A 24,703-nucleotide genomic window follows, 5' to 3' on the forward strand; every position below is an offset into this window, starting at 1 on the left:
ACTATATTTTTCGGGGCGTAGCGTAGTCCGGTCATCGCGCCTGGTTTGGGACCAGGAGGTCGCAGGTTCGAATCCTGCCGCCCCGACTGTTTTAGTAATTTTCTCAAAATTATTTAATGGGTGCGTAGCTCAGCTGGATAGAGCATCTGCCTTCTAAGCAGACGGTCTCAGGTTCGAATCCTGACGCGCTCACTTAATGACACCATTAGGACAATTTAGGCCAAATGGTGTCACTTTATTTATAAATACTTGTTATTCAGTCTATTTAGAGTATTTTTCACCCTTTTACCTTATTTTCTAAAGCAAAAATTTTTTCTTAAAAAACCAATATTTTATCTTTTTTAGACGATTTTTCGATTAAAGCTCCATATTATTGTTACGAACCTGACAGGATTCGAACCTTTTCAAGAAAAATAAACAACTGAAAATCAATCAAATACTAAAAATGGTTTTTTTATGTAGAACAAAAAGTTCGAAAAGTCAAGCCCATCAAGTTATCTATACAGGATCTCGAACACTTTAACGCTCCGCAAAAAACTGTTTTTCAGCGTTTTATATAAATACAATTTAAAATATCAGCTTTACTCTGAAAAATCAAAAACTAATCAATCAATTTTTAGATATTTTTTAAGTTTTGTTCATACCCTAAAAAATATAATTCTTTAAAAAACTCAACTATTTCTTGCTCTGTCTGCTGACCATGGATTTCTTTTATTCTAGAAAATGAAGGAGTTAATCCAAATATGTTCTTAACACTTTCTGATAACATTTTTTCAATATTCCCTTCTATTACTTTAACTTTCTCCGGAAAAAATAATCTGATAATTCTCTGTTTGGTTATAGTATCTGAATTTTCATAAAACTCCCCTAAGTGGTTAATAATATAATCAGTTCCCTTTTCTGTATGTTTTTCAGCCACTATTTTTAAAGCCTGCTGTCTCAATTTATCAGTATTATCTTTTAAAGATTCCTGACAACGACTTCTTATTAATATATAATCATCATAGTCAATATCCCCATTTGAAAATAGCTTTTGTGCATTGAATCCCCTATCAATCAATTTTTCCATTTCTTTCTTTATCTCCTCTTTTTTCTGAATATAATCATGATGTTCTTCACCATAAATTTCCTTTGAAATACTATTGGCAAGTTCTAAAAATGGTTCTACCACTCTATTATTCTTAAGGAATGAAAGAAAACTCAAATTGATAACGTCAGCTCTTACCCGGTATGAACAACGTCCCATACAGTGGTAATAATAATATTTTTTAGTATGTCCCTGCGATCCACTTCCTGTAAGCGTATTTCCACAATTAGGACATTGTAGGACACCTCTAAAAATTAAATTTTCATTAGCTATCCTTTTTGAAGCTAATTTTTTAGGATGGTTTAAATCTGCGTCTTTTATTATTCTTTGAACATGATCAAATAAAACGACAGGTATAAGACGCTCATGAGTACCCTCAACAATTTTTTCAGGTTTATCTTCAAATGCCGGAATTTTTATTTTACCACAATAAATAGGATTTCTTACCAACCGATAAAAAGCACTTCTACTACAATTAAGCCCATTTGATACCGCATCCTTGTATATTTCAGTTAAACAATATTTATTTTGTCTCACTATAGCTGTAAAAGCCTCACGGATAATATATGCTTCCGGTTCGTAGATGGCTATATATTTTTTCCCATCAGATGTGATTTTATTTCTATATCCTAGAGGAGCTTTATTGATCCACCTTCCTTCCAGTCTTGCTTTTTGCATTCCCAAACGTACATTACGGCTTCTTTTATCGTTTTCTACTTCAGAAGTAGCCCAGTACATTGCCAACATAATTTTACTTTCCGGGATTGAGAAGTCTATCTGCTGTTCAATTGCCTGAATGGAGACTTTCATATTCTGCAATCTTTCTAACATCTTGTAAGCGTCCATAATATTGCGGCTGAATCGATCCCAATAAGTAAAGAGAATAAGTGAAGATTGGTTCTTAATGAGCTTAAGTTCAGCGAACAGCTTGTTCCACTCCGGTCGGTTAAATGTTTTTGCCGGATAGTCTTCGAAAATAGTTTTGGTAACAATAAGATTGTGATCTTTACAATAATGCACAAGCCGATCCAACTGGCTGCGTTGGGAATATCCTTTTACAGCCTGTTCATCAGTACTGACTCGTATGTACAGATAAATGGCTTGCATGGCGTGGGTATTATTATAAAATCCTTTATTGTATTTAAAAAAATCTTATATATTTAAACGAAAAACAGAACAATTTATTTGACGAGGTTATATACATGTTCTGACAAATAGCTTTTACGCTTCGATCATATTCTGTCTTACTGGATAATAGCATGATTTATATTTATTGCAGAATCATGGCAGTAATTTGAAAAGGATTAAAATAGTGGAATTTTATGCTATTCTGAAGAGGATGGTTCGGATCTGTGTAGAAAACACCACCTACAAAAGCGACAAATTGTGGTTTATCATATGGAATACCCAGCTTCCTTGTCAAGCATCTAGATTGCAGTTAAGGCATTAGTTATTATAAAACAAATCTCCGCTTCTTCATGTTGGGGACCTTTCGCTAAATTATTAAACATAAGATCTTGAAAAATTCCTCATCACACAAAGGCAATTGCTCTTCCTTTTTTTTCACCAATTTAAATCTCAATTTATTAAATTTGGGAATCCAATTTGAGTTGCAAAAAAAGTGGAACAAAAAAATAATATCGAATCAAATTCTCTATTTCAGCTTTATAAAGCATTGGAACTTCCTGTAGATCTGTTCGATGTTACAGAGGGCTTCACTATTTTTAATTTAAACGCGATTCCGTTCAAACTACCTTATCAATCTACTTCTTACCGCCCCAATTTTTTCTCTTTTTTATTCGTGAAGCATGGAAGCGGACGATATACTATTGATGAGCAGACTTTTGAAGTTGAACCCCATTCCATCTATTTTACCAACCCAAGTAATTACCGAACATTTAGCTGGACACAGATAGAAGATATTTTATTAATAACTTTTGACGAAACCTTTTTGAAAAAGTACATCGGAGAAGATGTTTACACCGATTTTCCATTTCTTCTTACTGAAATTGTTCGGCCAAAAGTGGTAACAGATAGCTTTTTTAATGAAGTTGGTGCTATAAATATCCAGATATTAGATGAGTACAAAAAGAACACATCTAACAAATACAAAATTATCGGTCATTTATTGGCGATACTTCTTTTCAAGATCAAAGAGCATATCTGGATAGATTATAATCCGATATATGAAGGGAATCGCAGTTCCCAGATTGTTATATCTTTTAAAAGAATTTTAGAGCATCATTATCGTGATCTAAGTTCCGGGAAAGCGGATATGGTTTTTCGTGTCCAAGATTATGCCGATGCCCTCAACCTGCATCCCAATTATCTTAGCAGTGTTATCAAAAGCAAAACAGGGAAAAATTTAACTGCCTGGATTGCCGAGAAAACACTGACAGAAGCAAAATCATTATTACAAAATGCAAATATTCCTATTAAGGAAATTACCTACAGATTAGGATTTACAGAAACTGCCCATTTCAGCAACTTTTTTAAAAGGTATGAAGGAGTATCTCCAATAGTGTATAGAAAATCTCATCATTCATAATTTTTGCATTACGTATTTTGATAATAGGATATAGATCGATATTAAAAATAGAGCTATATATTATATTTCGAAGGTATATTAGATGCCTCACTTTCCCACATTATTGAAAACGATAATACAATTTTAATATAACTGAATAAAATTGCAATACACCTGTTTAATGGGATTTATATTCAATAATCTTTCAGTTATTATAGAAAAATCCCGGTTAAAACCATCGCATTTTTCATTCCTAATATTCACTATTCCCAGTTCTTTAAATTTTGCAATATATGCTTTAATATTCGCAACATTCGGAGGCAACACTCTTTATACCTTTGAATCAGAAAATTACGTATAAATACAAATTCGGTTACCCATACTCGCTAGATCTTTAATTAAAGATGGATGAAGGAAAAAGTCTCGATAGCGAAATGAGCAGCCAATTAAACGCCAAATAAAAATTAGAAAAAATGGGACGAATATTCATTACAGGATCTTCTGACGGCCTTGGCATGATGGCCGCAAAGTTATTGATCCAACAAGGGCATCAGGTAGTGCTTCATGCGAGAAATGAGGACAGAGCCGAGGAAGCACTTGAAGCCAACCCCAAAGCAGAAACGGTGCTGACTGGTGATCTCGCCAGTATTTCAGAGACAATTGATCTTGCCAGAGAAGTAAACAAACTTGGAAAGTTTGATGCTATTATTCATAATGCTGCAGCTGGTTACAGGGAGCCACGAAAAATTATGACTGTAGACGGCTTACCGCATGTATTTGCCATAAATAGCCTTTCGCCATACATCCTCACCGCCCTTATTGAAAAACCACAAAGACTTATCTATATGAGCAGCGGGCTTCATCGTGATGGAGATAACAGTTTGAACGACCTTTTGTGGGAACAAAGGAACTGGAACGGCTTTCAAGCTTACGCAGATTCTAAATTGCACAATGTACTTCTTGCTTTTGCTGTTGCCGGAAGATGGAAAGATGTCGCTTCGAATGCATTGGAACCAGGCTGGGTAGCGACTAAAATGGGCGGATCCGGGGCCCCCGATAGCCTTGCAGATGCACCACTAACACAGGTTTGGCTTGCCTCTTCAATAGATGCTATGGCACTAAAATCAGGAGGATATTATTATCATAAAAAGCCACAGGCTGTACATCATGGTGCTAGAAATACGGAAATACAGGAGATGTTCATCGATAAATGTGCCGAAATCTCGGGCATAGAACTACCTGAATAAGAGATACTCGCCTCTGTGTTGGAATTCTTTAAAATTTGCAACTCATGCTTTAATATTCGTAACAAGGCAGCCCATTGCTGATTGTACTTTTGATTTAAGGAAATAGAAATCTAACCCAACAAAAAACTGGACTGCCATTAATCCCACTAAAAGGGAGCAGGAAGGTTTGATCAAACAAAAAATAATAAAATGAAAAATTTAGCAGAAAAAGCGGCAGTAATAACTGGTTCATCAAAAGGAATCGGAGCTGCCATTGCACTAAGATTGGCACAGGAAGGTGCCAGCGTAATTGTCAATTACAGCGGCAACCAGGCCGCGGCAGATGAGACTGTATACCGCATTACTTCAAGCGGTGGGCAGGCCATTGCTATCAAAGCCGATGTGAGCCGCAAAGAAGAAGTTATACGTCTTTTTGATGAAAGCATTGTGCATTTTGGAAAAGTAGATATCTGGGTAAACAACGCCGGGGTGATGCTCAACGCACTGATCAAGGACCTTTCAGAAGAACAGTTGGAAAAACAGCTGGATATTAATGTGAAGGGTGTCTTCTACTCTCTTCAACAAGCTGCAACCAAACTTTCTGATAATGGAAGTATAATTAACCTTTCTTCAACGGTGACCCGAACTTTATTTCCGACCTATGGAGTATATGCAGCCACTAAAGCTGCTGTAGAACAGATGAGCCGCATATTTGCTAAGGAAATTGGTGCAAGGGGTATTAATGTCAACTGCGTACTGCCCGGTCCCACAGGAACTGATTTATTCCTTAATGGAAAATCAGAAGAACAGATCAAACAGCTTGGTTCATCCAATGCATTTGGTCGTCTGGGAACCCCGGAGGATATAGCTGAGGTCGTTGCATTTCTTGCATCTGACCAGGCAAAATGGATCTCAGGACAGAATATTGGTGCAAATGGCGGAATGGCCTAAACATATGAATAAATCAAATCTAAAAAAAATGAATACGTTAGAAAATAAAGTAGCCTTGATTACAGGCTCCGGAAGGGGCTTGGGTAAAGCCATTGCAGAGCGTTATGCCGCATTAGGCGCAAACATCGTACTGAATTACTCAAAAGATAAATCGTCCACTGCTCAGGTAGAAAGCAATATCAGAGCTATGGGAGTAAAAGTGATCTCGATCCAGGCTGACGTCAGTAAAGTTGCAGATATCAAACGTCTCTTTGAAGAAGCTAAAAAAGTGTTTGGTAAAATTGATATTGTCGTGGCAAATGCTGGGATAGAAATGGTGGAAACGCCTGTAACGCAATTTACGGAAGAACAGTTTGACCGTCTGTTTTCAATCAATACCAAGGGGGCTTATTTCACCATGCAGCAGGCTACATTACATGTCGAAGATAATGGGCGTATTATCTACATTGCGTCCAGTACTACAGCGTTTCCTGTACCGGGAATGGCGGTATATGGGGGAAGTAAAACAACCCCTAGATATTTGGTTGACGTATTATCAAAAGAGATCGGACACCGCGGGGTAACTGTCAATTCGATTATACCATTCGCCGTGGACCACTCGGGTATTTTTGCCGAAGAAGGCAGTTACCCGGATCTGAGAAAATCACTACTTGACAGCTGTCCGATGGGCAGACTTGCAGAAGTGGAGGATGTTGCCAATGCAGCAGAATTTTTTGCAAGCGGCCTATCCTCATTCGTTAACGGACAGCACCTATTGGTCAATGGTGGAGCAAATCAATAAGCAAATGAAAATCTTCAGGTCTTTAATACCGGTCCTACTCCTGTGTAGTATTAATGCATGTGGGCAGATTGGTAGTCATAACCACAAAACAATCAATAAGATGGAATACAGTAAGATTAACAACCAGAAAGTCCTTGCCGCCATCGAAGACTGGCAGAAAGGTGACAGTGCAAAATGGCTTTCACATTTTAGTAACAATGCCACACTTTTAGACGATGGCCATCCCAGGGATTTCATGAAATTTTCAACAGAAGCAATCGGAAAAGAACATTTTACCTCAATAGATAAGGTTGAAAACAGCAGTATCGATATTTATGGGAAATTCCATAGTGATACCTGGGGTGATTTTAAAACCTACTTCAAATTCAGGATGGGTGCAGACGGAAAGTTCGACCAGTTGCTGATCGGACAAGCAAACTATTAGTATAGCCGGATAAATTTCCGGAGGATATAATTTTAACATAAAAAAAATTCAATATGAAAACATTAGAAAACAAAAGGGTAATTATTCTTGGCGGCAGCTCTGGGCTTGGATTGGCAACAGCGCAGGCAGCAGCAGCTGACGGTGCTGAAGTAATCATTGTTTCAAGCAATCAGCAGCGTATCGATAAGGCACTAGTAACCTTACCCTACAACAGTAAAGGATTTGCTGTGAGTTTGGATAAAGAAGAAAATATAAAGTCTTTTTTCAACAATATCGGCAACTTTGATCATTTGGTCTATACCGCTGGAGAAAACATTTCCATGAGCATGGTTGATGATACGGAAATAGAAAAAGGAAAGGACTTTTTCACCATTCGTTTTTGGGGTGCGTTTGCAGCAATTAAATACAGTAAACAATATATCAATGAAGGTGGAAGTATTAACTTAATGAGTGGCAATTTTGGGCAACGCCCTGCTGCCGGGTATAGTTTGGGTGCTACGATTTGTGGTGCTATGGACGCTTTTACCAAAGCAATGGCAGTAGAACTGGCTCCGATACGGGTAAACAATGTTGCCGCCGGTATCATAGACACAAACCTATGGGGTAACCTAAACCAAGAGGACAAAGAAAGCTTTTTCAGTCATTTGGAAAAAACACTTCTGCTAAAACGAGTGGGACAGCCAATAGATGTTGCAGATACGTTTGTATTCCTTATGAAGCAGGAATATATAACGGGACAGTCATTGATCATTGACGGAGGAGCGGTATTGGTTTAAAAAAATGAGTTTTCACAATGTTAATCTTGAGGTTTTTCACAGACTTAAATAATCAGGGATAAGCAGAAAAGACAGTAATTTCGGTTTAACAGCGCAATTGGAATCTAAAGTGATTGGAGAAATATGATTATTGGACGGGCCGTAATAGGCTTTCATTTCTGTAATAAGGCCCTGTTTGTTAAACTGCATCACATCAATGGAATGGATTTTCATCGGTTTCCCATCCCATATCAATTCCACTGTCATCGCAAAAGCTGCTCCTGACAAATCATGCGAAGTGCGTATCGGCGTATCTAATGTAAATGAAGCATTTTCTGGTAAAGCGCTTACAAGGCGTGGAAGTCCGACAGAAGCCTTTTCAGTGATAGAGCCAACAGGGTCCTCGATGGTTCCTTCTTCTGCAAATAAGGCAAGGATACCCAGAATGTTTCTGCCCACTATTAATAATTGGGGAGATTTTTATAAAGAAGAGAACGAAAGAAAAAGTCATGCTGAACAACAAGTCGAAAAAGCCTAACTTAAGGTCTAAGATTTTCAATGTTTACCATTGGATGTGTGTCTTCAATTACTTTTTCAAGAAAAGGACGGTGTTCATTCCCCCAATTATCCATCATATCGATGATAGGAAGGAGGGATTCACCCAGGGATGTCAGGGAATATTCGACTTTGGGAGGTAACTGGTGGAATATCTTTTTACTGATCACGCCATGTTCCTCAAGCTCTTTGAGCTGTCTGCTCAAAACCCTTTTTGTCAATGCAGGAAATGCTTTTTCCAGCTGTGAAGGACGTTTGATATCTGAATAGATGGCATATATAAGCGACATTTTCCATTTACCGCCAATAATTTCTTTGGTCAGGTGCAGTCCGCAATCAGTGGGTACCGGTATTTTTCTCTCATAGCTCATAAGTGCAAATCTACTAATTTAACCTTTAGGGTTAATAGGGACAAAATTGTCCCCATAGGTCAAGAATGCCTCCTATTGCCAAGCCGCGATCTAGTATGCAATTTTGTACCATAATTTTTTTTAAAATGGAATTGACAAATTTATTTACACCCTTTGACCATAAAGGTTTAGCCCTGCAAAACCGTATCGTGATGTCTTCATTGACACGCAGCAGAACTGAGAATGCAGCGTTGGCACCAACAGAACTTCATGCAGAATATTATGCCCAGAGAGCTTCCGCCGGCCTGATAATTACAGAAAGTGCATGGGTCAGTCAGGATGCAATGGGCTATATTAATATTCCCGGTATTTACACACAGGAGCAAATAAACGGATGGAAAAATGTTACCGAAGCAGTACACATGAACGGTGGGAAAATTTTTCTGCAACTAGCGCATAGCGGATCGGTATCACATTCTGATTTTTTTAACGGAAAGCTGCCGAAGGGCCCGTCTGAAATCAATCCACAGGAAAAATCTTTTACACCTAACGGGTTTAAAGATACGGAAACACCGGAGGAATTATCTCTCGCGGACATCCGTAAAATAGTCAGTGATTACAGGTCTGCGGCGGAAAATGCATTTAAGGCTGGATTTGACGGCATTGAAATCCATGCACAGCTTTTTACCTTGATCCCTCAGTTTCTCAGCAAGGCTACTAACCAGAGAAAAGATTTATATGGAGGGGACATCGAAAACCGTTCAAGGATTCTTTTTGAGATACTGGCTGCTGTAAGCCAGGTGTGGGGTGAAGGCAGAATAGGATTAAAATTCACTCCTGCGGCTTACAATCCAGGCATTATCCGACCTGATAGTGAGACACTAAATGATTACGGATACCTGATGCAGCGATTAAACGAGCATCGCCTCGCTTACCTCCACATCGTTGGTCCTGCAAGAGATTTATCAGATACACCTCTGGCAGAAATAGGTTCAGACTATTTTGGCTTTTTCAGAACTCATTTCAATGGTGTCCTCATGGTCAACCTTGGTTTTGACCAAAAAAGTGCCAATGAAATCCTGGCATCAGGAAAAGCTGACCTGGTATCATTTGGTACATTATTTATCGCTAACCCCGATCTGCCCGAAAGATTTATAAATGGCTGGCCGCTTGCTGCTTCCGATCCGGCGACCTATTATACCGGAGGTAAAAAAGGATATACCGAGTATCCGAAATTCCAGTTTTATCAAGAATAATCAGCTTATAAAGTTGCCTGAATAAAGAAATTTTTCCAACAAAATTATGAATGTATTGATAATTGATATTTAAATAATGATTGATAAAAAAAACTATATGTTAGCCTTATTAGGCCTTTTTACAACGGGTTGGGCATCTGCGCAAATCGAAACACCCGAACTCCAAGAACTTCGTCAGGGAAAGGAATATAATATTTCTCAGAAGCAGACATTTCCTGATTTCTCTTATCAGTCTTCTAACCATGCAGATCCGAACGAAATACGGTCTTGATGCCATTGCCGGAAAAGGAAGTGATATTCAAAGAGCAAAAAGGCTGTTGAAGTGGTTCCATGAGGAGGTCCCTCACAATGATGCCCCGAATATCGAATCCCTAAACGCCATAAGCATTATCGATAGCTACCGCAGTAAAAAGCAGGCGCATGGATGCTATCCGCTTTCCATTGCGATGAATGAAGTGTTCCTGGCCATGGGATTCCAGTCCAGAACCGTGATCTGCTTTTCAGGGAGATATCCTAGCCCGGAAGGAGGACATGTAATCAATTCTGTGTATATCCCTTCCCTAAAAAAATGGATCTATATGGATCCACAGGATAATGCTTACATTATGGATGAAAATGATAATCTGCTCAGTATTGCAGAAGTACGTGGACGCTTAATAAACGGAGGCGTGTTAAAACTGAACGCAGACGCAAACTATCATGGAAAGGCTGACGATATTAACGATTACCTCTACACCTTTATGGCCAAAAACCTTTATAGGTTGATCTGCCCGCTGAAAAGTGAGTTTGGCTCGCAGACACGTGCAAAAGGAAGAACAATACAATATGTAGAACTCCTGCCTGTAGCCAGTAAAGATCCGGTCGTTGATGGATTTGAAACAAATACGAATGCTAAAACAGGCGTCAACGTCATTAATTTTCACACTAATAATGACGGGCTTTTCTGGAAAAAACCATAATCCTCATTTTGGATTATCAATCCCTTAATCTGGTTTATTCGTTGGCCGCTATACAGTAGATATTTGCAGTATCAAAAGTGTTAAACAAATTAAATATCAAAAAAATGAACAAAACAGTATTGATCACTGGCACATCATCCGGCTTTGGAGCCGCAACTGCAAATTATTTCGCTGCTAAAGACTGGAACGTCATCGCAACTATGAGAGATACCAGTAAAGATGGAAATCTTGACAAGTCAGAAAATATCTTTATTACTCAATTGGATGTTCAGGATAAGGATTCTATTGATAGAGCAATCAGTGAGGGAATAAACCACTTCGGAAATATTGATGTCGTTGTAAATAATGCGGGATATGGTCTTTTTGGAATTTTTGAAAGTGCATCCCGTGAAGCCATCCAAACCCAATTTGACGTGAATGTATTTGGGGCAATGGACGTAACAAGAGCGGTTTTACCTCATTTTCGTTCTCAAAAATCAGGCACTATTATCAATGTTAGTTCAGGTGCTGGTGCCATCGGTTTCCCTATGGCTTCGATTTACAGTTCATCAAAATTTGCTTTGGAAGGATGGACTGAAGGATTACGATATGAGCTGGCGTCATTAGGTATTGCTGCAAAAATCATTGAACCGGGGGGAGCTCCGCAGACCGGCTTTATGAACCGTACGGGTGATGAAGGTTTAGGCCTACAATTGATCGAAGATTATCTTCCTTTTTTAGAGCAAATTAGTAAAGTTTATGGTGGAATGGCAGGAGCAGCAGATGCTGACGCGGTAGAAAAAGTGGTACAAGCCATTTACGAAGCTGCTACTGACGGAACTGACCGCTTGCGTTATTCTCCTACTAACGACATCAAGCTTATCCTGGATGCACGAAGAAATACCTCTGAAGAAGAATATCAGGCGTTTACAAACAATATTTTTCTATCCAAATAAGCAGATCAATGAAAACAATATTTATAACAGGGGCATCTTCCGGTTTGGGAAAAGCAACAGCAAAGTTGTTGGCATCCAAAGGATGGAATGTAATTGCAACGATGAGGCATCCTGAAAAAGAAACTGAACTGAATGTAATCAAAAATATCCATCTTTTACAGTTAGATGTGACAGATCTTTCATCTATTGAAAAGGCGGTAATGGCTGCTGTTCAAATTGGGCCTGTAGACGTTGTTTTCAATAATGCAGGATACGGTCTGACAGGCCCATTGGAAGGATACCGAGATGACCAGATTACACGACAGTTCGATACGAATGTTTTGGGCGTAATCAGGGTGACAGAGGCATTTCTTCCTCATTTAAGGGAAAAACGTAGTGGCTTAATTATCAGTACGACCTCTATAGGCGGACTTGTAGCCTTCCCATTTGCTTCTATTTACCATGCGACAAAATGGGCTATTGAAGGTTGGAGTGAAAGCCTATCTTTTGAGCTAGCTGCACATAATATTCAGATAAAGACCATTTCTCCTGGCGGAATTGCCACTGATTTTATGAGCAGGTCTTTAGATTTTGGTAAGCATGAGGCCTATGCAGAGCAGTTTGACAAGTTTTTAGCAAGCTTTGAAAATAATGAAAGCCCGCTTCAATTTTCAACTGCTGAATCTATTGCCGCCATAGTTTACGAAGCAATAACCGATGCTAAAGATCAACTCCGCTATCTTGCAGGCAATGATGCCATATCGACGTATCAGAAAAGATTGGATATTGGTCCGGAAAAATTCAGAAAACTCATTGCAAAAGGATTAGCTGGCTAAGTCCGCTGTAGTTAAAAATAGCTAATTTTACACTATCAATTCCTATTTAATAAAATTCATAAATTAATCATGATCGATAAATCAGTTAAAAAAAAGGAACTGCATTATTATAAGTCAATTAGTGATTTATGTAGAGGGCTGGGTGTTGCCAGCCCTCTACATCCCCTTATCGTTTCTGTCAATCATGCTGACATTTCTTCGGAATCGGAAGTACGATACCTTGTTCACGATTTTTATATGGTATCCTATAAAAGTAACTTGAAGGGCAAATTGAAATATGGGCAGAGCTACTATGATTTTGATGAAGGGGGACTGATATTTGTAGCCCCGGGACAGGCTCTTTCCGTTGTTGATGATGACGTGTGTAGTGGACGTAGCCTATTCGTCCATCCAGATTTTTTTGCTGGACACCCACTTGCGAGGTTAATAACAAAATTCGGATTTTTCAGCTACAATATAAATGAAGCGCTTCATCTTTCAGAAAAAGAAAGAAATAAAGTGCTGAACATTTTTGATAATATCAAGGAAGAAATCGAAACGGCAATAGACGATACAAGCCAGGAACTGATTATTTCATACCTGGAAGTTTTGCTTAATTACAGCAACCGCTATTATAAGCGGCAGTTTATAACCAGAAAGGCAATAAGTAGCCCTTTAATAGAGCGTTTTGAAACACTGCTCAAAAATTATTACGAAGATGAACAGTCCATACAGAATGGTATTCCATCAGTTAGTTATTTTTCGGCTTTGCTCAATGTATCATATGGCTATCTGGGTGATCTGTTAAGAAATATGACCGGAATGAATACGCAGCAGCACATCCATGCCAAACTGATCGAAGTTGCCAAGCAGAAGCTTTCTACATCAGAACTTACTGCAGCTGAAATTGCATATGACCTGGGGTTCGAGTATCCTCAATCATTTAATAAACTCTTCAAAAATAAGACGGGATTGACTCCATTGCAATTTAGGGAACGGCTCAATTAGGTTATCCATGAACTAAAAAAAATTATGATTATACAGGGATTAAAATGTGCTCTTGTATTTATTCTCTGCTAATTTTTATTCCGTCCAAAAATATTAAAATAATATATGCGCATCTTAAAAAACCTTCAGACCGTATTTCTGATCATAGTGACCAGTGCAAATGTGTGTGCCCAGAATATCCAGCAAAAAATAAAAAATATTGTTGATTCCACTTACGCTGCTAATCCAAAAGCAGTTGGTTTTGCACTCTATGTTGAAGCGCCGGACCAAAAGTTATCTTTTGGCTATGCCACAGGTTATGAAAACAGAGATACCAAACATAAACTCTCCACAGATCAGCCTGTACTGATAGCAAGTACAACCAAGCCCTATGTGGCGGCATCCATACTAAGACTTGTTGAAAAAGGAAAACTTGACATCGACCAACCCATCAAAGATTATCTGAACCAGCGATCAGAAACAGAACTTACCCAGGCAGGTTATAATACATCCCGTATAACGATAAAGAATCTACTCTCACATACTTCAGGCATCAGGGATTATGTCGACGCCGAATATTTCAAATTTATTGGTGAGCACCCAAAATACGCATGGACAAGGGACGAACAGGTCGCTAGGGCTACTAGGCTTGGAAAACCGCTTGCACAACCAGGGGAAGGTTTTAAATATGCAGATATCAACTACGTTCTTCTAACCGAAATAATTGAAAATATTACCCATCACCCCTATTATCTTTCGATCAGAAGGCTGCTCAGCTACAAAAATAATGGACTGCTGATTACACGCTTTGCCAAGTTTGAAAAAGAAAGAAAAAATACTCCTGAACAGGCTCACCAATATTGGGATGAATTTGGATGGGATACTTATAATCTTGATCCATCATGGGACCTATATGGGGGTGGTGGCATAATTACCAATGTAAAAGAAATGTCAAATTATTTTCAGCAACTGTTCAATAGAAAGATTATTAAAAATAAAGAAGTACTCGCTTTAATGACACAAGATGTTCCTCCTAATTTAGAGGTAAATTATTGCCTTGGAATCCGCAAAATCAAATATGCAGGGCTTTTAGGGTACAATCATGGAGGAGGACTAGGAACAGACCTTGTTTATATTCCTCAATTGAATGCCTCCATATCCATCGTGGCCCTCGAGGCTGGACATCGCCCTGTTGCTGTTGACATCAGTAAAAAGATAGTCGAGCTTTTAAAGACAGTAAAAAGTCCAGGGTAAATGTGTTTAAATTAATGATAATATGTATAAGACGATTTTTGATTATATTGAACGCCATAGTATAAGCAAGCTCTCTAATGAAGAAAAGTTGGAAATAGAGGGCTTAATGGTGCCGATTAAGATAAAAAAGAAACACTATTTTCTTAAAGAAAGTCAGGTCAGTGAATATGCCGGATTTGTAGTCAAGGGGGCATTACGTATGTTCAGTATAGATGAGAATGGTAATGATTGTATTCATCAGTTGTATATTGAAGACTGGTGGGCAGTCGACATGAAGAGCTATATGAGTTTGAAACCTTCCGATTTTTTTATTGAGGCTCATGAAAATACTGAACTCCTTGCGGTACCGAGAAGTAAGTTCGAGACAATCCTAGAGATCCCCGCTTTTAAGGAAATGTTCTGGCATATTAATCAGAACCATCATATTGCCGCACAAAGGCGCAGGGATCATGCTAAACATCTCAGTGCACAAAAACGGTATGAAATCTTTTCGTTTTTGTATCCTCAGCTTGTTGAAAGATTTCCCACTAGCCAAATTGCCTCATACCTTGGCATCACCCGCGAAACATTGACCCGGGTGCGGAAAGGATTGTGAACTTAATATAAACCTGTTAATGAATCGACATTAAACCGCGTCCTCCTCTCGTCTGGGAATTGAGGGTTGGTGTTAAATTAATGTTTTTTTTAAAAATTTCTTTCTTGTCTGTCGGTAATCTAATCGTTTTCTGATTTAATCAACTATTTACATAAAGGGAAAAACTCTTGTTAAGATCGATGCCTTTCCGTAAATCAAGTTTTACAAGGGATACCTAACTCTACCCCTCTTTCGTCGCTTTTGTTTTGACTAAATTATTATATAAACATCAGAATTAAGCTTCATCTTTTTTGGATTCTTCATGTATTTTCCTTCTTCCGATCAATTGGGTTGGCGGATGTCCAAACAGTTTTTTAAATGCAAAGGAGAAATGGGAGAAATTTTCAAAACCAAGATCGAGATAAATCTCAGAAGGTTTTTTGCCATTTTTATCGATAAGATGATACGCTTCTTCCAATCGTTTCTGTACAAGCCAATGCCTTGGAGTAGTATGGAATATCTTTTCAAAATCACGTTTGAAAGCGGATAGGCTTCTGCCTGTCAGATAGGCAAAACGTTCGATACTCACATTGAACCGGTAATTGCGGTTCATAAACTCCTCAAGATTTATTTTCTCAGGACTGGTAAAGTCAAAAAAAACATTGGCAAGTTCAGGATTTACCTTGAGGAGCACAAGTAAAAGTTCGGTCCTCTTGATATCCAAAAACTGTTCTTCCATAACTCCGTCCTCATTAAAATAGGGAATTATCGATTCCATAAAATTTTTGACCAGCCTATCTTTAGCTAAGGGAATAATCGCACCTACTGTTTTACTACCTTCAGCTCTGAATCCATAGGTATCCTTAAAAGTCTTTAAAAAATCCTGTTGGAATAAAATAAATATCTTTTTGAAGGCTCCATCCTCCGGTTGTTTAATATATTTTGCCAGATGGTTCCTTCTACCTATACCATAATCACCTGACTGGATTTTATATTCCTTATGTCCATCATAAACAAGCATTGAGCCTGAAACCAGGTACATAAAACAATGGTCCGGGATAAACTGCTCTGTACCGAGAGAAGGACTCATATAACAGGAAGCAATACTTGATTCTTTCATAGTATAAATTTAACAATTATTGCTTTACCTGTGGTCCCTTCAAAATAAGATTACCGCGATGCATAACTTTTTATTTTTTTATCAGACCTAGCTCCAACATAGAATTTGCCGTGGCCATTACCGCTTCCTCACTGGAGCGAGGCGACCAGTTTAGTAATTGCTTTGCTTTGTCACCGCTCGTTTCCGCATATTTACCAAGTAATGTGGCCAGCATCCTTAACGATGGATTGAATATTGCCGCTGTTCTGACAATCCAATTGGGCATTTCTTTGGTAGGAACCTTTGCTGCTACCTCCCCTAGATTTCTCTTCAATATTTTAGCAATATCAAGCATTGAAAGTGCATTACCCGTGGTAGCAAGAAACCTCTCCCCTGCTGCTTTCGGATGGGTCATGGCAAGGAGATGCAGATCAGCAACATCACGCACATCCACATGGCAGCAATATACTTTTGGACATGCTTTTATCTCACCTTCAAGCATTTTCTTCACTACCTGATTGGAATGGGAGTAATCTGTACCGAGAACAGGTCCCATTACTGCCACCGGATTGACCGTTGAAAGTTCAAGACCTCCTCCTTCATTACTGATAAATTCCCACGCGGTTTTTTCTGCAATTGTTTTTGATTTTTGATAAGGATGAAGATTTGCCTTAAGATTCGACCAGTCTTTTTCAGTGTACGGCGTTGTACGGTTTATATTTCCCATAGCAACTGCTCCATAGGCCGATGTCAGCACTACCCGTTTAACACGGGCTGCCCTCGCTGCTTTCAGTACCCTTAACACGCCTTCTTTTGCCGGGATGATCATTTCATCCTCATGGTTAAAGTTAACAATTGGTGTCGGGGATGCTATATGCAACACATAGGTGCAGCCTTGTACAGCCTCATCCCAGTTGCTATCTTTCGAAAGGTCAGCCTCAATAAAAGTAAGCTCTTCAAAAGAGCTTATACCCCCTTTTTTCAGCATATCCTTCACCTCATTCTGCCTGTTAAGCGAACGCAGTGTTGTTCTGACTTTGTACCCTTGTTCAAGTAATTTTATTATACAATGAACAGCAATGAAACCGGAGCCGCCTGTTACTAGCACTCGTACTCCACGATTTGTATCTGACATCTTCTTTAAATTTATAATACAAAGATCGCCTGTAAAACCCCTAACCTGTTTTGCTGTAAAGTCCAAATTTATTGTGCTAGGATGTCCAATTTAATAAGTTCTGTCGTTTGTCTAAATAAATGTGGATTTATAACTATAAGGCCTGACAAGGATTTACCGGCAGTAGCTTCTTAACTAATTTTAATCTTTCATACTTACATTCTTTGTCAGAATCCTGGCAGGAAATTTCACATGGCTAAAAAAAGAGTCTAACGGTAAATTTAAATATGGCAGTTCGAGAAAAAGTAGATAAAGGTAGCGAACTCATTTACAGTGTTTAAAAAACGTTTGAAAATCTGACTACAACAATTACCAATTGGGCTACTTTTTATAGAACGACTATCCAGAATTTTGTACTTGAGATTACAATTAGTTTTAGAAACAATTAAAAAAAGAATTATGCAAAAAAGAAAATTAGGAAATAGCGGATTAGAAGTTTCCGCATTAGGCTTTGGCTGTATGGGTTTAAACTTTCTGGATGGCAAAGGTCTTGATAAGAAAGATGCCATGATGCTGCTGCAACAGGCGGTTGAAAGAGGAGTCACATTTTTTGATACCGCAGAGGCTTACGGACCTTATACCAATGAAGAGCTCGTAGGTGAAGGATTGAAGCCGTTCAGAAAAGACGTTGTCATCGCCACAAAATTCGGCTGTAAAGATGCCAGCCCGGCAGTTGGTTTAGACAGCAGACCTGAAACGATCAGGGCAGTTACCGAAGCGTCTTTAAAAAGATTAAAGACAGATTACATCGACTTGCTCTATCAGCACAGAGTTGATCCGAATGTTCCGATAGAAGATGTTGCAGGAACAGTAAAAGATCTGATACAGGAAGGCAAAGTGAAATATTTCGGTTTATCGGAAGCCAGTGCTAAAACGATTCGGAAAGCGCATTCCATTCAGCCTGTATCAGCATTGCAAAGCGAATACTCTTTATTTTGGCGTGAACCTGAAAATGAGATTATCCCGACTTTGGAAGAGTTAGCAATTGGTTTCGTGCCGTTCAGCCCGTTGGGGAAAGGTTTCCTAACCGGTATCATTAAGAAAAAATTAGAGGCTGTAGACCGTAGAAACGTTATTCCACGTTTTACCGAAGAAAATATCAAAGCAAATCTGGTTTTAGTGGAAGCACTATCTGACATTGCCCAACAAAAAAATATTTCAACCGGACAATTGGCATTGGCCTGGCTCTTAGCCCAAAAGCCCTGGATTGCACCCATCCCGGGGACTACAAAACTGCATCGTTTGGAAGAAAACATCGCCAGTACAAATATTGTATTGACAACCGATGAACTGGCAAAAATTGACGAAACGGTCAATGGAATTACACTGGTGGGCGACCGTTATCCCGAATTTTTAGAAAAACAAATTGACAGATAAAAACAAATAGCAATGCAGAATATCAAAGGAAAAGTAGTTGCCATTACAGGCGCAAGCAGTGGAATGGGGAAGGTTATCGCCTTAAAATTAGCTAAAAACGGTGCGAAGGTCGTTTTGGGTGCAAGACGAACAGAACAATTACAACAGATTGTTGAAGAAATTAAAAGCAAAGGTGGTTACGCCGCCTGTACTCAAATTGATGTGAAGAATAAATCCGATCTTGTAAGACTGGTCAATACAGCAGTTGAGGAATACGGAAAATTAGATGTCATTGTGAACAATGCCGGAGTCAGTCAGTTAAGCCGCATTGACGAGCTGGATGTTGACGGTTGGGAAGAAATGATCGACATTAACCTCAAAGGTGTTTTGTATGGAATGGCGGCTGCAATTCCTGTTTTCAAGCAACAGCAATCGGGTCATATCGTCAATATCATTTCAACGTCAGGAATCAAGATTGTACCCATGCAGGGTGTTTACGCAGGAACCAAAAATGCGGTAAGAACTATCGCTGAAGTATTTAGACAAGAATCAGACGGAACAATCAGGATTACCGGAATTTCGCCAGGTGTTGTAAAAACCAACTTTGCTGAAAATATAAAAAACAAGGAAATGAAAACCATCATCAAGGATAATATGGAAAATTTGGCCATTAGCCCGGATGCCATTGCTAATGCTGTTATTTACGCCATAAGCCAACCTGCAGATGTTGAAGTTGGTGATATTGTAATTCGTCCCTCAAAACAAAATTGATTAAATTCGTAAATGAAATGCAACAACAATCTGACATCAATCAAATTAAAAGTATATCGCAATTGGTGCGGGTATTGGGATTTCCTGCGCCATTGCACCCGTTGATCGCATTGGTTAACTACAATGCTGTTTCAATTGATATGTTTCCGAAAGGGCAAAAGGTTAGTCTGGATTTTTACAAGATCTCCTTTAAGCCTACCTTCAAAGGACACATAAAGTACGGACAGGGCTATTATGATTTTGAAGAAGGTGGACTGGCGTTTCTGAAGCCGAAACAAATTGTTATTTCACCCGAAGAAACGGAAAGCTATGAAGGGATTGCTTTGTATTTCCACCCGGACTTTATCCGCAACTATCCGCTGGGAAAAACGATTAATCAGTATGGCTTTTTTTCCTACGATGTCTCTGAAGCCTTGTTTTTATCGGCAAAGGAAAAAGAAATTATAGCTAATTTATTTGCTACAATAGCGAATGAATTGGACAACAATATTGATGGTTTCAGTCAGGATGTTCTGGTGTCGCAGATAGAATTGTTATTGAATTACAGCAACCGCTTTTACAATAGGCAATTCATCACTAGGAAAGCAGTCAATCACAACATCATCACTTCTTTGGACAAACTTTTAGACAACTATTTTGAAGAAGAAAAAAGTCTGAAAAATGGTTTGCCGTCCGTGAAATATATCAGCACAGAATTAAAGCTATCGCAACGTTACCTGAGTGATATGTTGAGTTCATTGACAGGACTAAACACACAACAATACATTCAGAATGCAATCATAGAAAAAGCCAAAGAAAAATTATCAATGACAAATCTATCCGTTTCGGAAATTGCTTATGAATTGGGCTTTGAACATTCACAATCGTTCAGCAAACTTTTCAAGACAAAGACAAACGTTTCACCTTTGGAGTTCAGAAATTCATTCAACTAACTGATTTTATAAAGTCCGATTGCCTTATTATATCTACTTCTGACCTCTTTGGTGTTTGCGTTTTTTCTTCATTTTATTGGCAAAATCCTGTTCTTCATAATCTTCGCCTTGTGCTTCAGGAAGTATATGAGCTTTAATGATTAAGCATGTGCATAAAAAAACTGAGGATTAATTACCACGGTTATTTACATTTATCGTTTATAAAGGTGCCAAACCGTGTTAAGTGTGAGCGCCACTTTCTTTTTAAATATTTACATACCTTACGATAGGCTTTCCAATGTTGTGTTCAGTGTCATAGTTCAATATGAAATGGTTTTCTCAGAATTATCATTAAACAGGAAAATTGAATCGGTCAAATAAATGCCTTATTCATTAAATCTTTTGTTCAACATTTCGAAAATTCTAGAAACATTCATTTTTTTTCAAAGCGCTTTTTTTGTAATTTGTTAAAAAATAAGCCATATGGAAGAGACCAATAAAACTTTTGAGTTTCATTATAAAATAGATGAAAAGCCTTATGCAGTTAAAGGTATAATATCCTCATTTGAATGTGAGGATGATATAAATATTGAAAATATGGACTTAGAAAAAGACAAGGAATTTATTTTCAATGTATCACTTATGAGTAACCCAAACATTAATCTTAAAATTTTTGACAACACTTCTGCTCTGGTCTATATCATCGGATATAAAGGGAAGGAAGGTCAGCTAGGATATATCGAAAACAATATTTTTATACCAGAAAGTGATCAAAATGAATTAGTAAGGCAAATTTCTGTTAGCATCTTAGAAATTTTGCTTATAAACGGATCAGGTCATTTTACCGATCAGTAAACCTATTTAGTTGAACTTGATCTTGAGCAATACTTAGCACAAGTTCAGACAGAATATACATTTCTAAAAATTTGCTGATATGAAGTCCCTTCAAAACAATTATATTTAGTATCAGAATCATGGCATTAAATTGAAAACTAATAAGAAGAGGTTTTATACCGTCTAGAAAAAAAGGGTTCTGAACTTTTTAGAGATCAGAACCATAAATAATTTTCTATAAATATTTTATATAAAACTATAAAAAATAAAATTTGGCAGACAATCATTGACTATTGCTTTAAGATTCCTTAATAGATGCAATATAGCAAATTTGTGGTTGCTAAACTTACTTTTAAAGATAACATTCTATGCATACATCTCATTGGTAAATGAAATAAAAATGAAAAATCACACTCAATCCAGTGACCACATTAAAAGTTAGTAAAACAGTGTTAAAGCTCAATCAGAAAAAAATAAATTTGTACATTTGAAGTTAAAGAATTATGGATGTTCTTTGAAGTCGTTATAGAATAATTATAATGTTGATTTAGTCATATTTTTTTGTGGCGAAATCATGGCAGTAAATTAAAATATACTTGAAAATATGGTTTTAAAGTGGATGGAACGAATTAGTTCGAATCCCTCCCTGATCATCACATCTCAGCTACCAATTAGAGCCTGGTATGACGTGATTGGAGTTAAAACCATCGCTGATGCGATATTAGACCGAATAGTTGAAGAACACGAAAATGCTGTTAGAAGGCTAATCCAAGCAAGTGCTGATCCCACTTCTACAATTGCCCTTACCGCGGAATGGTTCAAGGACTGGTCCTCTCCAATAGCTCAGCATGCCAGAGAATTGTATCCGGGATATTTAACTGAACCCGCAAAATTAAGGAGATTACCCTTACCTATCGGAGCTAAGGAAAATGGAGCATTGTAAAGGAAAATAAAAACAATAAGACTACTATTTTTATATAGTAATCTTATTGTTTTTATTGGAGCTATGTAACATCAAGACAATTTCATAGTTATTTTCCTTAATACTTGGGTGCTGTTTATTTATCAATAAAAGATCAATACTGGAATCAAGAAATTTAAAACCGCAAAAGATCTATTTTGTAAAACAAATCATTAATTATTCAAGATGTTTTTTCAATTCAGCAGCAGCTTGTAGAAATAAACTCTTCGTCTGAGGTATTTCGGCAAGTCCATTAAGCAGCCCCCAGTCGTGAATCACATCATTGTAGCGAATAGTAGTTGTTGGTACCCCGGCCTCCAACAATTTGCGTCCATAAGCTTCGCCTTCATCCCGTAAAATATCATTTTCAGCCACCTGTATTAAAGTAGGAGGAAGACCTTTCAGTTGTTCTATAGTAGCTTGGAGAGGTGAAGCATAAATTTCCTTCCTTTTGTCTGCTGGAATATACTGGTCCCACATCCATTTCATCAAAGATGCGGTAAGAAAACGTTGTTTACCATATAAATTCCAGGATTCTCTTTCGAAATTGGCATCAGTTACCGGCCAGAATAAAATTTGTGCTTTAAAATTCACATCGCCTTTCTCCTTAGCCATTAATGCTGTTGCAGTAGCCAAATTTCCTCCCGCGCTATTTCCGACAATAGCCATATTGTTTCCATCAATGTTAATTTCCTTTCCATGAGCCACCAGCCACTTTGCGGCTGCATAAACCTCGTTTACCTGATATGGATATTTGTGTTCGGGAGCACGTTTGTATTCAACAAATACCCCTGCATATTGTGTTAAGACAGCGAGGTCCCTTACCATTCTTTTATGAGTTGGATAATCACCCAAAACCCATCCCCCACCATGTATGAACATGAATACAGGGAGTATACCCTTCACTCCTTTTGGTCTTACAATATTCAACTTTATAGTCATCCCATTTTGAGAGATTTCTTTTTCTGATTCTTCAATTCCCGAAAGATCTACTTTAAATGCTTTTTGGGCACCTACGAGTACGTTACGTGCTTCTTCTACCGGCAAAGATTCTAGAGGTTTCCCGCCTGAATTAAGAGGTTTAAGGAATTCTTTGGTGGCAGGACTAAGATGTGGATCTGTTGCATAGTCACCTTGAGCTTTGTTTAATGTTGGTTCCATAATAATTAGAATAAAGAATATAGGTTTAAGGATGTTTAATAGCTTTTTCATGGTATATTGGTATTAAATAGTTAAATTTTAATGTTGAGTATTCAGCATATGCGTGCATCGTATAAAAGCCATGTTAGAGATTAATAATATCAATCTCGCTAGGGTTTCATTAAAAAATATATACATTCCCAGTGTGGAGTCTACAATTTCTCATACCAATCTAAAATATAATCAGCTACAATCTCCCAACCAGCCTCTCCACAAATAAAGTGGCTTTTGTTTGGAAAAACCTTTACATCGACTTTGCTGCTTTTGTCTGAATATTTCCCGGCCACAGTTTTTGTGAGGGAAGCAGGAAAAATGTTGTCACTACCGCCACCAATAAACAAAATCGGATCATGAGGCTTTTTAAAATCAATATTTGAAAAGGAGTCCAACACTAATTGTCGGCTAACTTTAAAGCTTTCCGGTACTGCAAACTTATCAAATGCAGCTGCTCTCTCATTTTCGGGAGTTGTGTTGAAAAAACATCTGTCATACCAGTCTCTGCTCCCCATAAAGTATTTTTTAGACGTGAAAAAACCAAATGCCGGTAAAACAGCTTTTAAAGTCGTGAATGGTGGAAATACATTTTTAGGTGGTGCTCCATCAATGCTTGCTGCTGCAACAACTTTACCCATTTCGGTCAATTTTAATACTACCATTCCTGCCATAGAATGCCCAATTACAAACGGTTTTTCAGGTAAAGTATCAATAAGCCTCGCAATATTGTTAACAATATCTTTAAAACCTGTTTTGGTAAGGTCGGGATGAACCTGTCTCCTCAACTCAGATGGAATTCCTTCATGTCCAGGATTAACAGGGGTATAAACTATATAGCCGCGCTCTTCATATCTTTTTTTCCAGTTCGCCCATGTTTTTTCATTCACGAAGTTTCCGTGTATAAGAATTATAGATTTTGATTTTGACATAAATTTAGGGTTTTGATTATTATTAGTTTATTAAATTTAACCTTACCGGCTCCAAATTT

Annotated in this window: 25 protein-coding genes, 2 tRNA genes and 1 pseudogene; 21 read left to right on the forward strand and 7 right to left on the reverse strand. The window is 38.0% G+C overall.

Features of this window, described 5'->3' with window-relative positions; translation table 11 throughout:
• The first annotated feature begins 11 nt into the window (after nt 1-11).
• Nucleotides 12-86 (forward strand) — tRNA-Pro (locus tag ACTJIV_RS10360).
• A gap of 32 nt (nt 87-118) precedes the next feature.
• Nucleotides 119-192, forward strand: a tRNA-Arg gene (locus tag ACTJIV_RS10365).
• A 424-nt stretch (nt 193-616) separates the two neighbouring features.
• Here ACTJIV_RS10365 and ACTJIV_RS10370 read toward each other — a convergent pair.
• The gene (locus ACTJIV_RS10370; RefSeq protein ID WP_440627258.1) at nt 617-2,194 is read right to left on the reverse strand and encodes a recombinase family protein; all 1,578 of its coding nucleotides are present in this window, start codon (nt 2,192-2,194) and stop codon (nt 617-619) included.
• A gap of 514 nt (nt 2,195-2,708) precedes the next feature.
• Between ACTJIV_RS10370 and ACTJIV_RS10375 the strand changes: the two genes are divergently transcribed.
• The 6 genes from ACTJIV_RS10375 to ACTJIV_RS10400 all read left to right on the forward strand — a co-directional run bounded on the left by ACTJIV_RS10375 (nt 2,709) and on the right by ACTJIV_RS10400 (nt 7,772).
• Nucleotides 2,709-3,635, forward strand: a complete 927-nt coding sequence (locus ACTJIV_RS10375) for a helix-turn-helix domain-containing protein (RefSeq protein WP_440627260.1) — start codon at nt 2,709-2,711, stop codon at nt 3,633-3,635.
• 452 nt (nt 3,636-4,087) lie between these two features.
• Nucleotides 4,088-4,861, forward strand: a complete 774-nt coding sequence (locus ACTJIV_RS10380) for an SDR family NAD(P)-dependent oxidoreductase (RefSeq protein ID WP_440627262.1) — start codon at nt 4,088-4,090, stop codon at nt 4,859-4,861.
• A 189-nt stretch (nt 4,862-5,050) separates the two neighbouring features.
• Nucleotides 5,051-5,791, forward strand: a complete 741-nt coding sequence (locus ACTJIV_RS10385) for an SDR family oxidoreductase (RefSeq protein WP_440627264.1) — start codon at nt 5,051-5,053, stop codon at nt 5,789-5,791.
• A 55-nt stretch (nt 5,792-5,846) separates the two neighbouring features.
• The gene (locus tag ACTJIV_RS10390) at nt 5,847-6,572 is read left to right on the forward strand and encodes an SDR family oxidoreductase (protein WP_440627266.1); all 726 of its coding nucleotides are present in this window, start codon (nt 5,847-5,849) and stop codon (nt 6,570-6,572) included.
• A gap of 100 nt (nt 6,573-6,672) precedes the next feature.
• Nucleotides 6,673-6,996: a hypothetical protein gene (locus ACTJIV_RS10395; RefSeq protein WP_440627268.1), complete on the forward strand. Its 324-nt coding sequence runs from the start codon at nt 6,673-6,675 to the stop codon at nt 6,994-6,996.
• 53 nt (nt 6,997-7,049) lie between these two features.
• Nucleotides 7,050-7,772, forward strand: a complete 723-nt coding sequence (locus ACTJIV_RS10400; RefSeq protein ID WP_440627270.1) for an SDR family oxidoreductase — start codon at nt 7,050-7,052, stop codon at nt 7,770-7,772.
• A gap of 36 nt (nt 7,773-7,808) precedes the next feature.
• Here the strand turns inward: ACTJIV_RS10400 and ACTJIV_RS10405 are convergent, their stop codons facing one another.
• On the reverse strand, nt 7,809-8,210 hold the full coding sequence (locus tag ACTJIV_RS10405) for a hypothetical protein (protein ID WP_440627272.1): 402 nt from the start codon (nt 8,208-8,210) through the stop codon (nt 7,809-7,811).
• Nucleotides 8,211-8,290: 80 nt separating this feature from the next.
• Complete coding sequence (locus ACTJIV_RS10410; RefSeq protein ID WP_440627274.1) at nt 8,291-8,677, reverse strand: winged helix-turn-helix transcriptional regulator; 387 nt, start codon at nt 8,675-8,677, stop codon at nt 8,291-8,293.
• Nucleotides 8,678-8,802: 125 nt separating this feature from the next.
• Here ACTJIV_RS10410 and ACTJIV_RS10415 point away from each other — a divergent pair, with 125 nt between their 5' ends.
• From ACTJIV_RS10415 to ACTJIV_RS10450, 8 genes are all read left to right on the forward strand, one after another.
• Nucleotides 8,803-9,912: an alkene reductase gene (locus ACTJIV_RS10415; protein WP_440627276.1), complete on the forward strand. Its 1,110-nt coding sequence runs from the start codon at nt 8,803-8,805 to the stop codon at nt 9,910-9,912.
• A 97-nt stretch (nt 9,913-10,009) separates the two neighbouring features.
• On the forward strand, nt 10,010-10,183 hold the full coding sequence (locus tag ACTJIV_RS10420; protein WP_440627278.1) for a hypothetical protein: 174 nt from the start codon (nt 10,010-10,012) through the stop codon (nt 10,181-10,183).
• Nucleotides 10,155-10,871 carry a transglutaminase domain-containing protein gene (locus tag ACTJIV_RS10425; RefSeq protein WP_440627280.1) on the forward strand — a complete coding sequence of 239 codons (717 nt, stop codon included), beginning with the start codon at nt 10,155-10,157 and terminating at the stop codon, nt 10,869-10,871. Before ACTJIV_RS10420 ends, ACTJIV_RS10425 begins: the two co-directional genes overlap by 29 nt.
• A 119-nt stretch (nt 10,872-10,990) precedes the next feature.
• The gene (locus ACTJIV_RS10430) at nt 10,991-11,806 is read left to right on the forward strand and encodes an SDR family oxidoreductase (protein WP_440627282.1); all 816 of its coding nucleotides are present in this window, start codon (nt 10,991-10,993) and stop codon (nt 11,804-11,806) included.
• Between the two features lie 8 nt (nt 11,807-11,814).
• The gene (locus ACTJIV_RS10435; protein ID WP_440627284.1) at nt 11,815-12,621 is read left to right on the forward strand and encodes an SDR family oxidoreductase; all 807 of its coding nucleotides are present in this window, start codon (nt 11,815-11,817) and stop codon (nt 12,619-12,621) included.
• Nucleotides 12,622-12,690: 69 nt separating this feature from the next.
• Nucleotides 12,691-13,608, forward strand: coding sequence for a helix-turn-helix domain-containing protein (locus ACTJIV_RS10440; RefSeq protein ID WP_440627286.1), 918 nt, complete (start codon nt 12,691-12,693; stop codon nt 13,606-13,608).
• A 105-nt stretch (nt 13,609-13,713) separates the two neighbouring features.
• Nucleotides 13,714-14,841: a serine hydrolase domain-containing protein gene (locus ACTJIV_RS10445; RefSeq protein WP_440627288.1), complete on the forward strand. Its 1,128-nt coding sequence runs from the start codon at nt 13,714-13,716 to the stop codon at nt 14,839-14,841.
• 22 nt (nt 14,842-14,863) lie between these two features.
• Nucleotides 14,864-15,436 (forward strand): Crp/Fnr family transcriptional regulator, encoded by a 573-nt coding sequence (locus tag ACTJIV_RS10450; RefSeq protein ID WP_440627290.1) that lies wholly within the window; start codon nt 14,864-14,866, stop codon nt 15,434-15,436.
• A gap of 274 nt (nt 15,437-15,710) precedes the next feature.
• On the opposite strand, the gene ACTJIV_RS10455 is transcribed toward ACTJIV_RS10450, so the two are convergent.
• Both ACTJIV_RS10455 and ACTJIV_RS10460 read right to left on the reverse strand, forming a co-directional pair.
• Nucleotides 15,711-16,535 (reverse strand): helix-turn-helix domain-containing protein, encoded by an 825-nt coding sequence (locus ACTJIV_RS10455; protein WP_440627292.1) that lies wholly within the window; start codon nt 16,533-16,535, stop codon nt 15,711-15,713.
• A gap of 70 nt (nt 16,536-16,605) precedes the next feature.
• Nucleotides 16,606-17,649, reverse strand: a complete 1,044-nt coding sequence (locus ACTJIV_RS10460; protein WP_440627294.1) for an SDR family oxidoreductase — start codon at nt 17,647-17,649, stop codon at nt 16,606-16,608.
• Between the two features lie 438 nt (nt 17,650-18,087).
• On the opposite strand from ACTJIV_RS10460, the gene ACTJIV_RS10465 reads away from it, so the two are divergent.
• The 5 genes and pseudogenes from ACTJIV_RS10465 to ACTJIV_RS10485 form a co-directional block, all read left to right on the forward strand.
• A complete protein-coding gene (locus ACTJIV_RS10465; RefSeq protein ID WP_440627296.1) occupies nt 18,088-19,065 on the forward strand; it encodes an aldo/keto reductase in 978 nt (325 codons plus the stop codon).
• A 12-nt stretch (nt 19,066-19,077) separates the two neighbouring features.
• Nucleotides 19,078-19,815 carry an SDR family oxidoreductase gene (locus tag ACTJIV_RS10470; RefSeq protein ID WP_440627298.1) on the forward strand — a complete coding sequence of 246 codons (738 nt, stop codon included), beginning with the start codon at nt 19,078-19,080 and terminating at the stop codon, nt 19,813-19,815.
• 17 nt (nt 19,816-19,832) lie between these two features.
• A complete protein-coding gene (locus tag ACTJIV_RS10475) occupies nt 19,833-20,747 on the forward strand; it encodes a helix-turn-helix domain-containing protein (RefSeq protein WP_440627300.1) in 915 nt (304 codons plus the stop codon).
• 462 nt (nt 20,748-21,209) lie between these two features.
• Nucleotides 21,210-21,581 (forward strand): hypothetical protein, encoded by a 372-nt coding sequence (locus ACTJIV_RS10480; protein ID WP_440627302.1) that lies wholly within the window; start codon nt 21,210-21,212, stop codon nt 21,579-21,581.
• A 583-nt stretch (nt 21,582-22,164) separates the two neighbouring features.
• A pseudogene (locus tag ACTJIV_RS10485) lies at nt 22,165-22,296 on the forward strand (ATP-binding protein); the annotation flags it as partial.
• A 402-nt stretch (nt 22,297-22,698) separates the two neighbouring features.
• On the opposite strand, the gene ACTJIV_RS10490 reads toward ACTJIV_RS10485, so the two are convergent.
• Both ACTJIV_RS10490 and ACTJIV_RS10495 read right to left on the reverse strand, forming a co-directional pair.
• Complete coding sequence (locus ACTJIV_RS10490; protein WP_440627304.1) at nt 22,699-23,733, reverse strand: alpha/beta hydrolase; 1,035 nt, start codon at nt 23,731-23,733, stop codon at nt 22,699-22,701.
• 140 nt (nt 23,734-23,873) lie between these two features.
• The gene (locus ACTJIV_RS10495; RefSeq protein ID WP_440627306.1) at nt 23,874-24,644 is read right to left on the reverse strand and encodes an alpha/beta hydrolase; all 771 of its coding nucleotides are present in this window, start codon (nt 24,642-24,644) and stop codon (nt 23,874-23,876) included.
• Between the last annotated feature and the right edge of the window lie 59 nt (nt 24,645-24,703).

It is taken from the genome of Chryseobacterium sp. 22532 (genome assembly GCF_052044665.1).
GTDB classification, from domain to species: Bacteria; Bacteroidota; Bacteroidia; order Flavobacteriales; family Weeksellaceae; genus Chryseobacterium; species Chryseobacterium lathyri.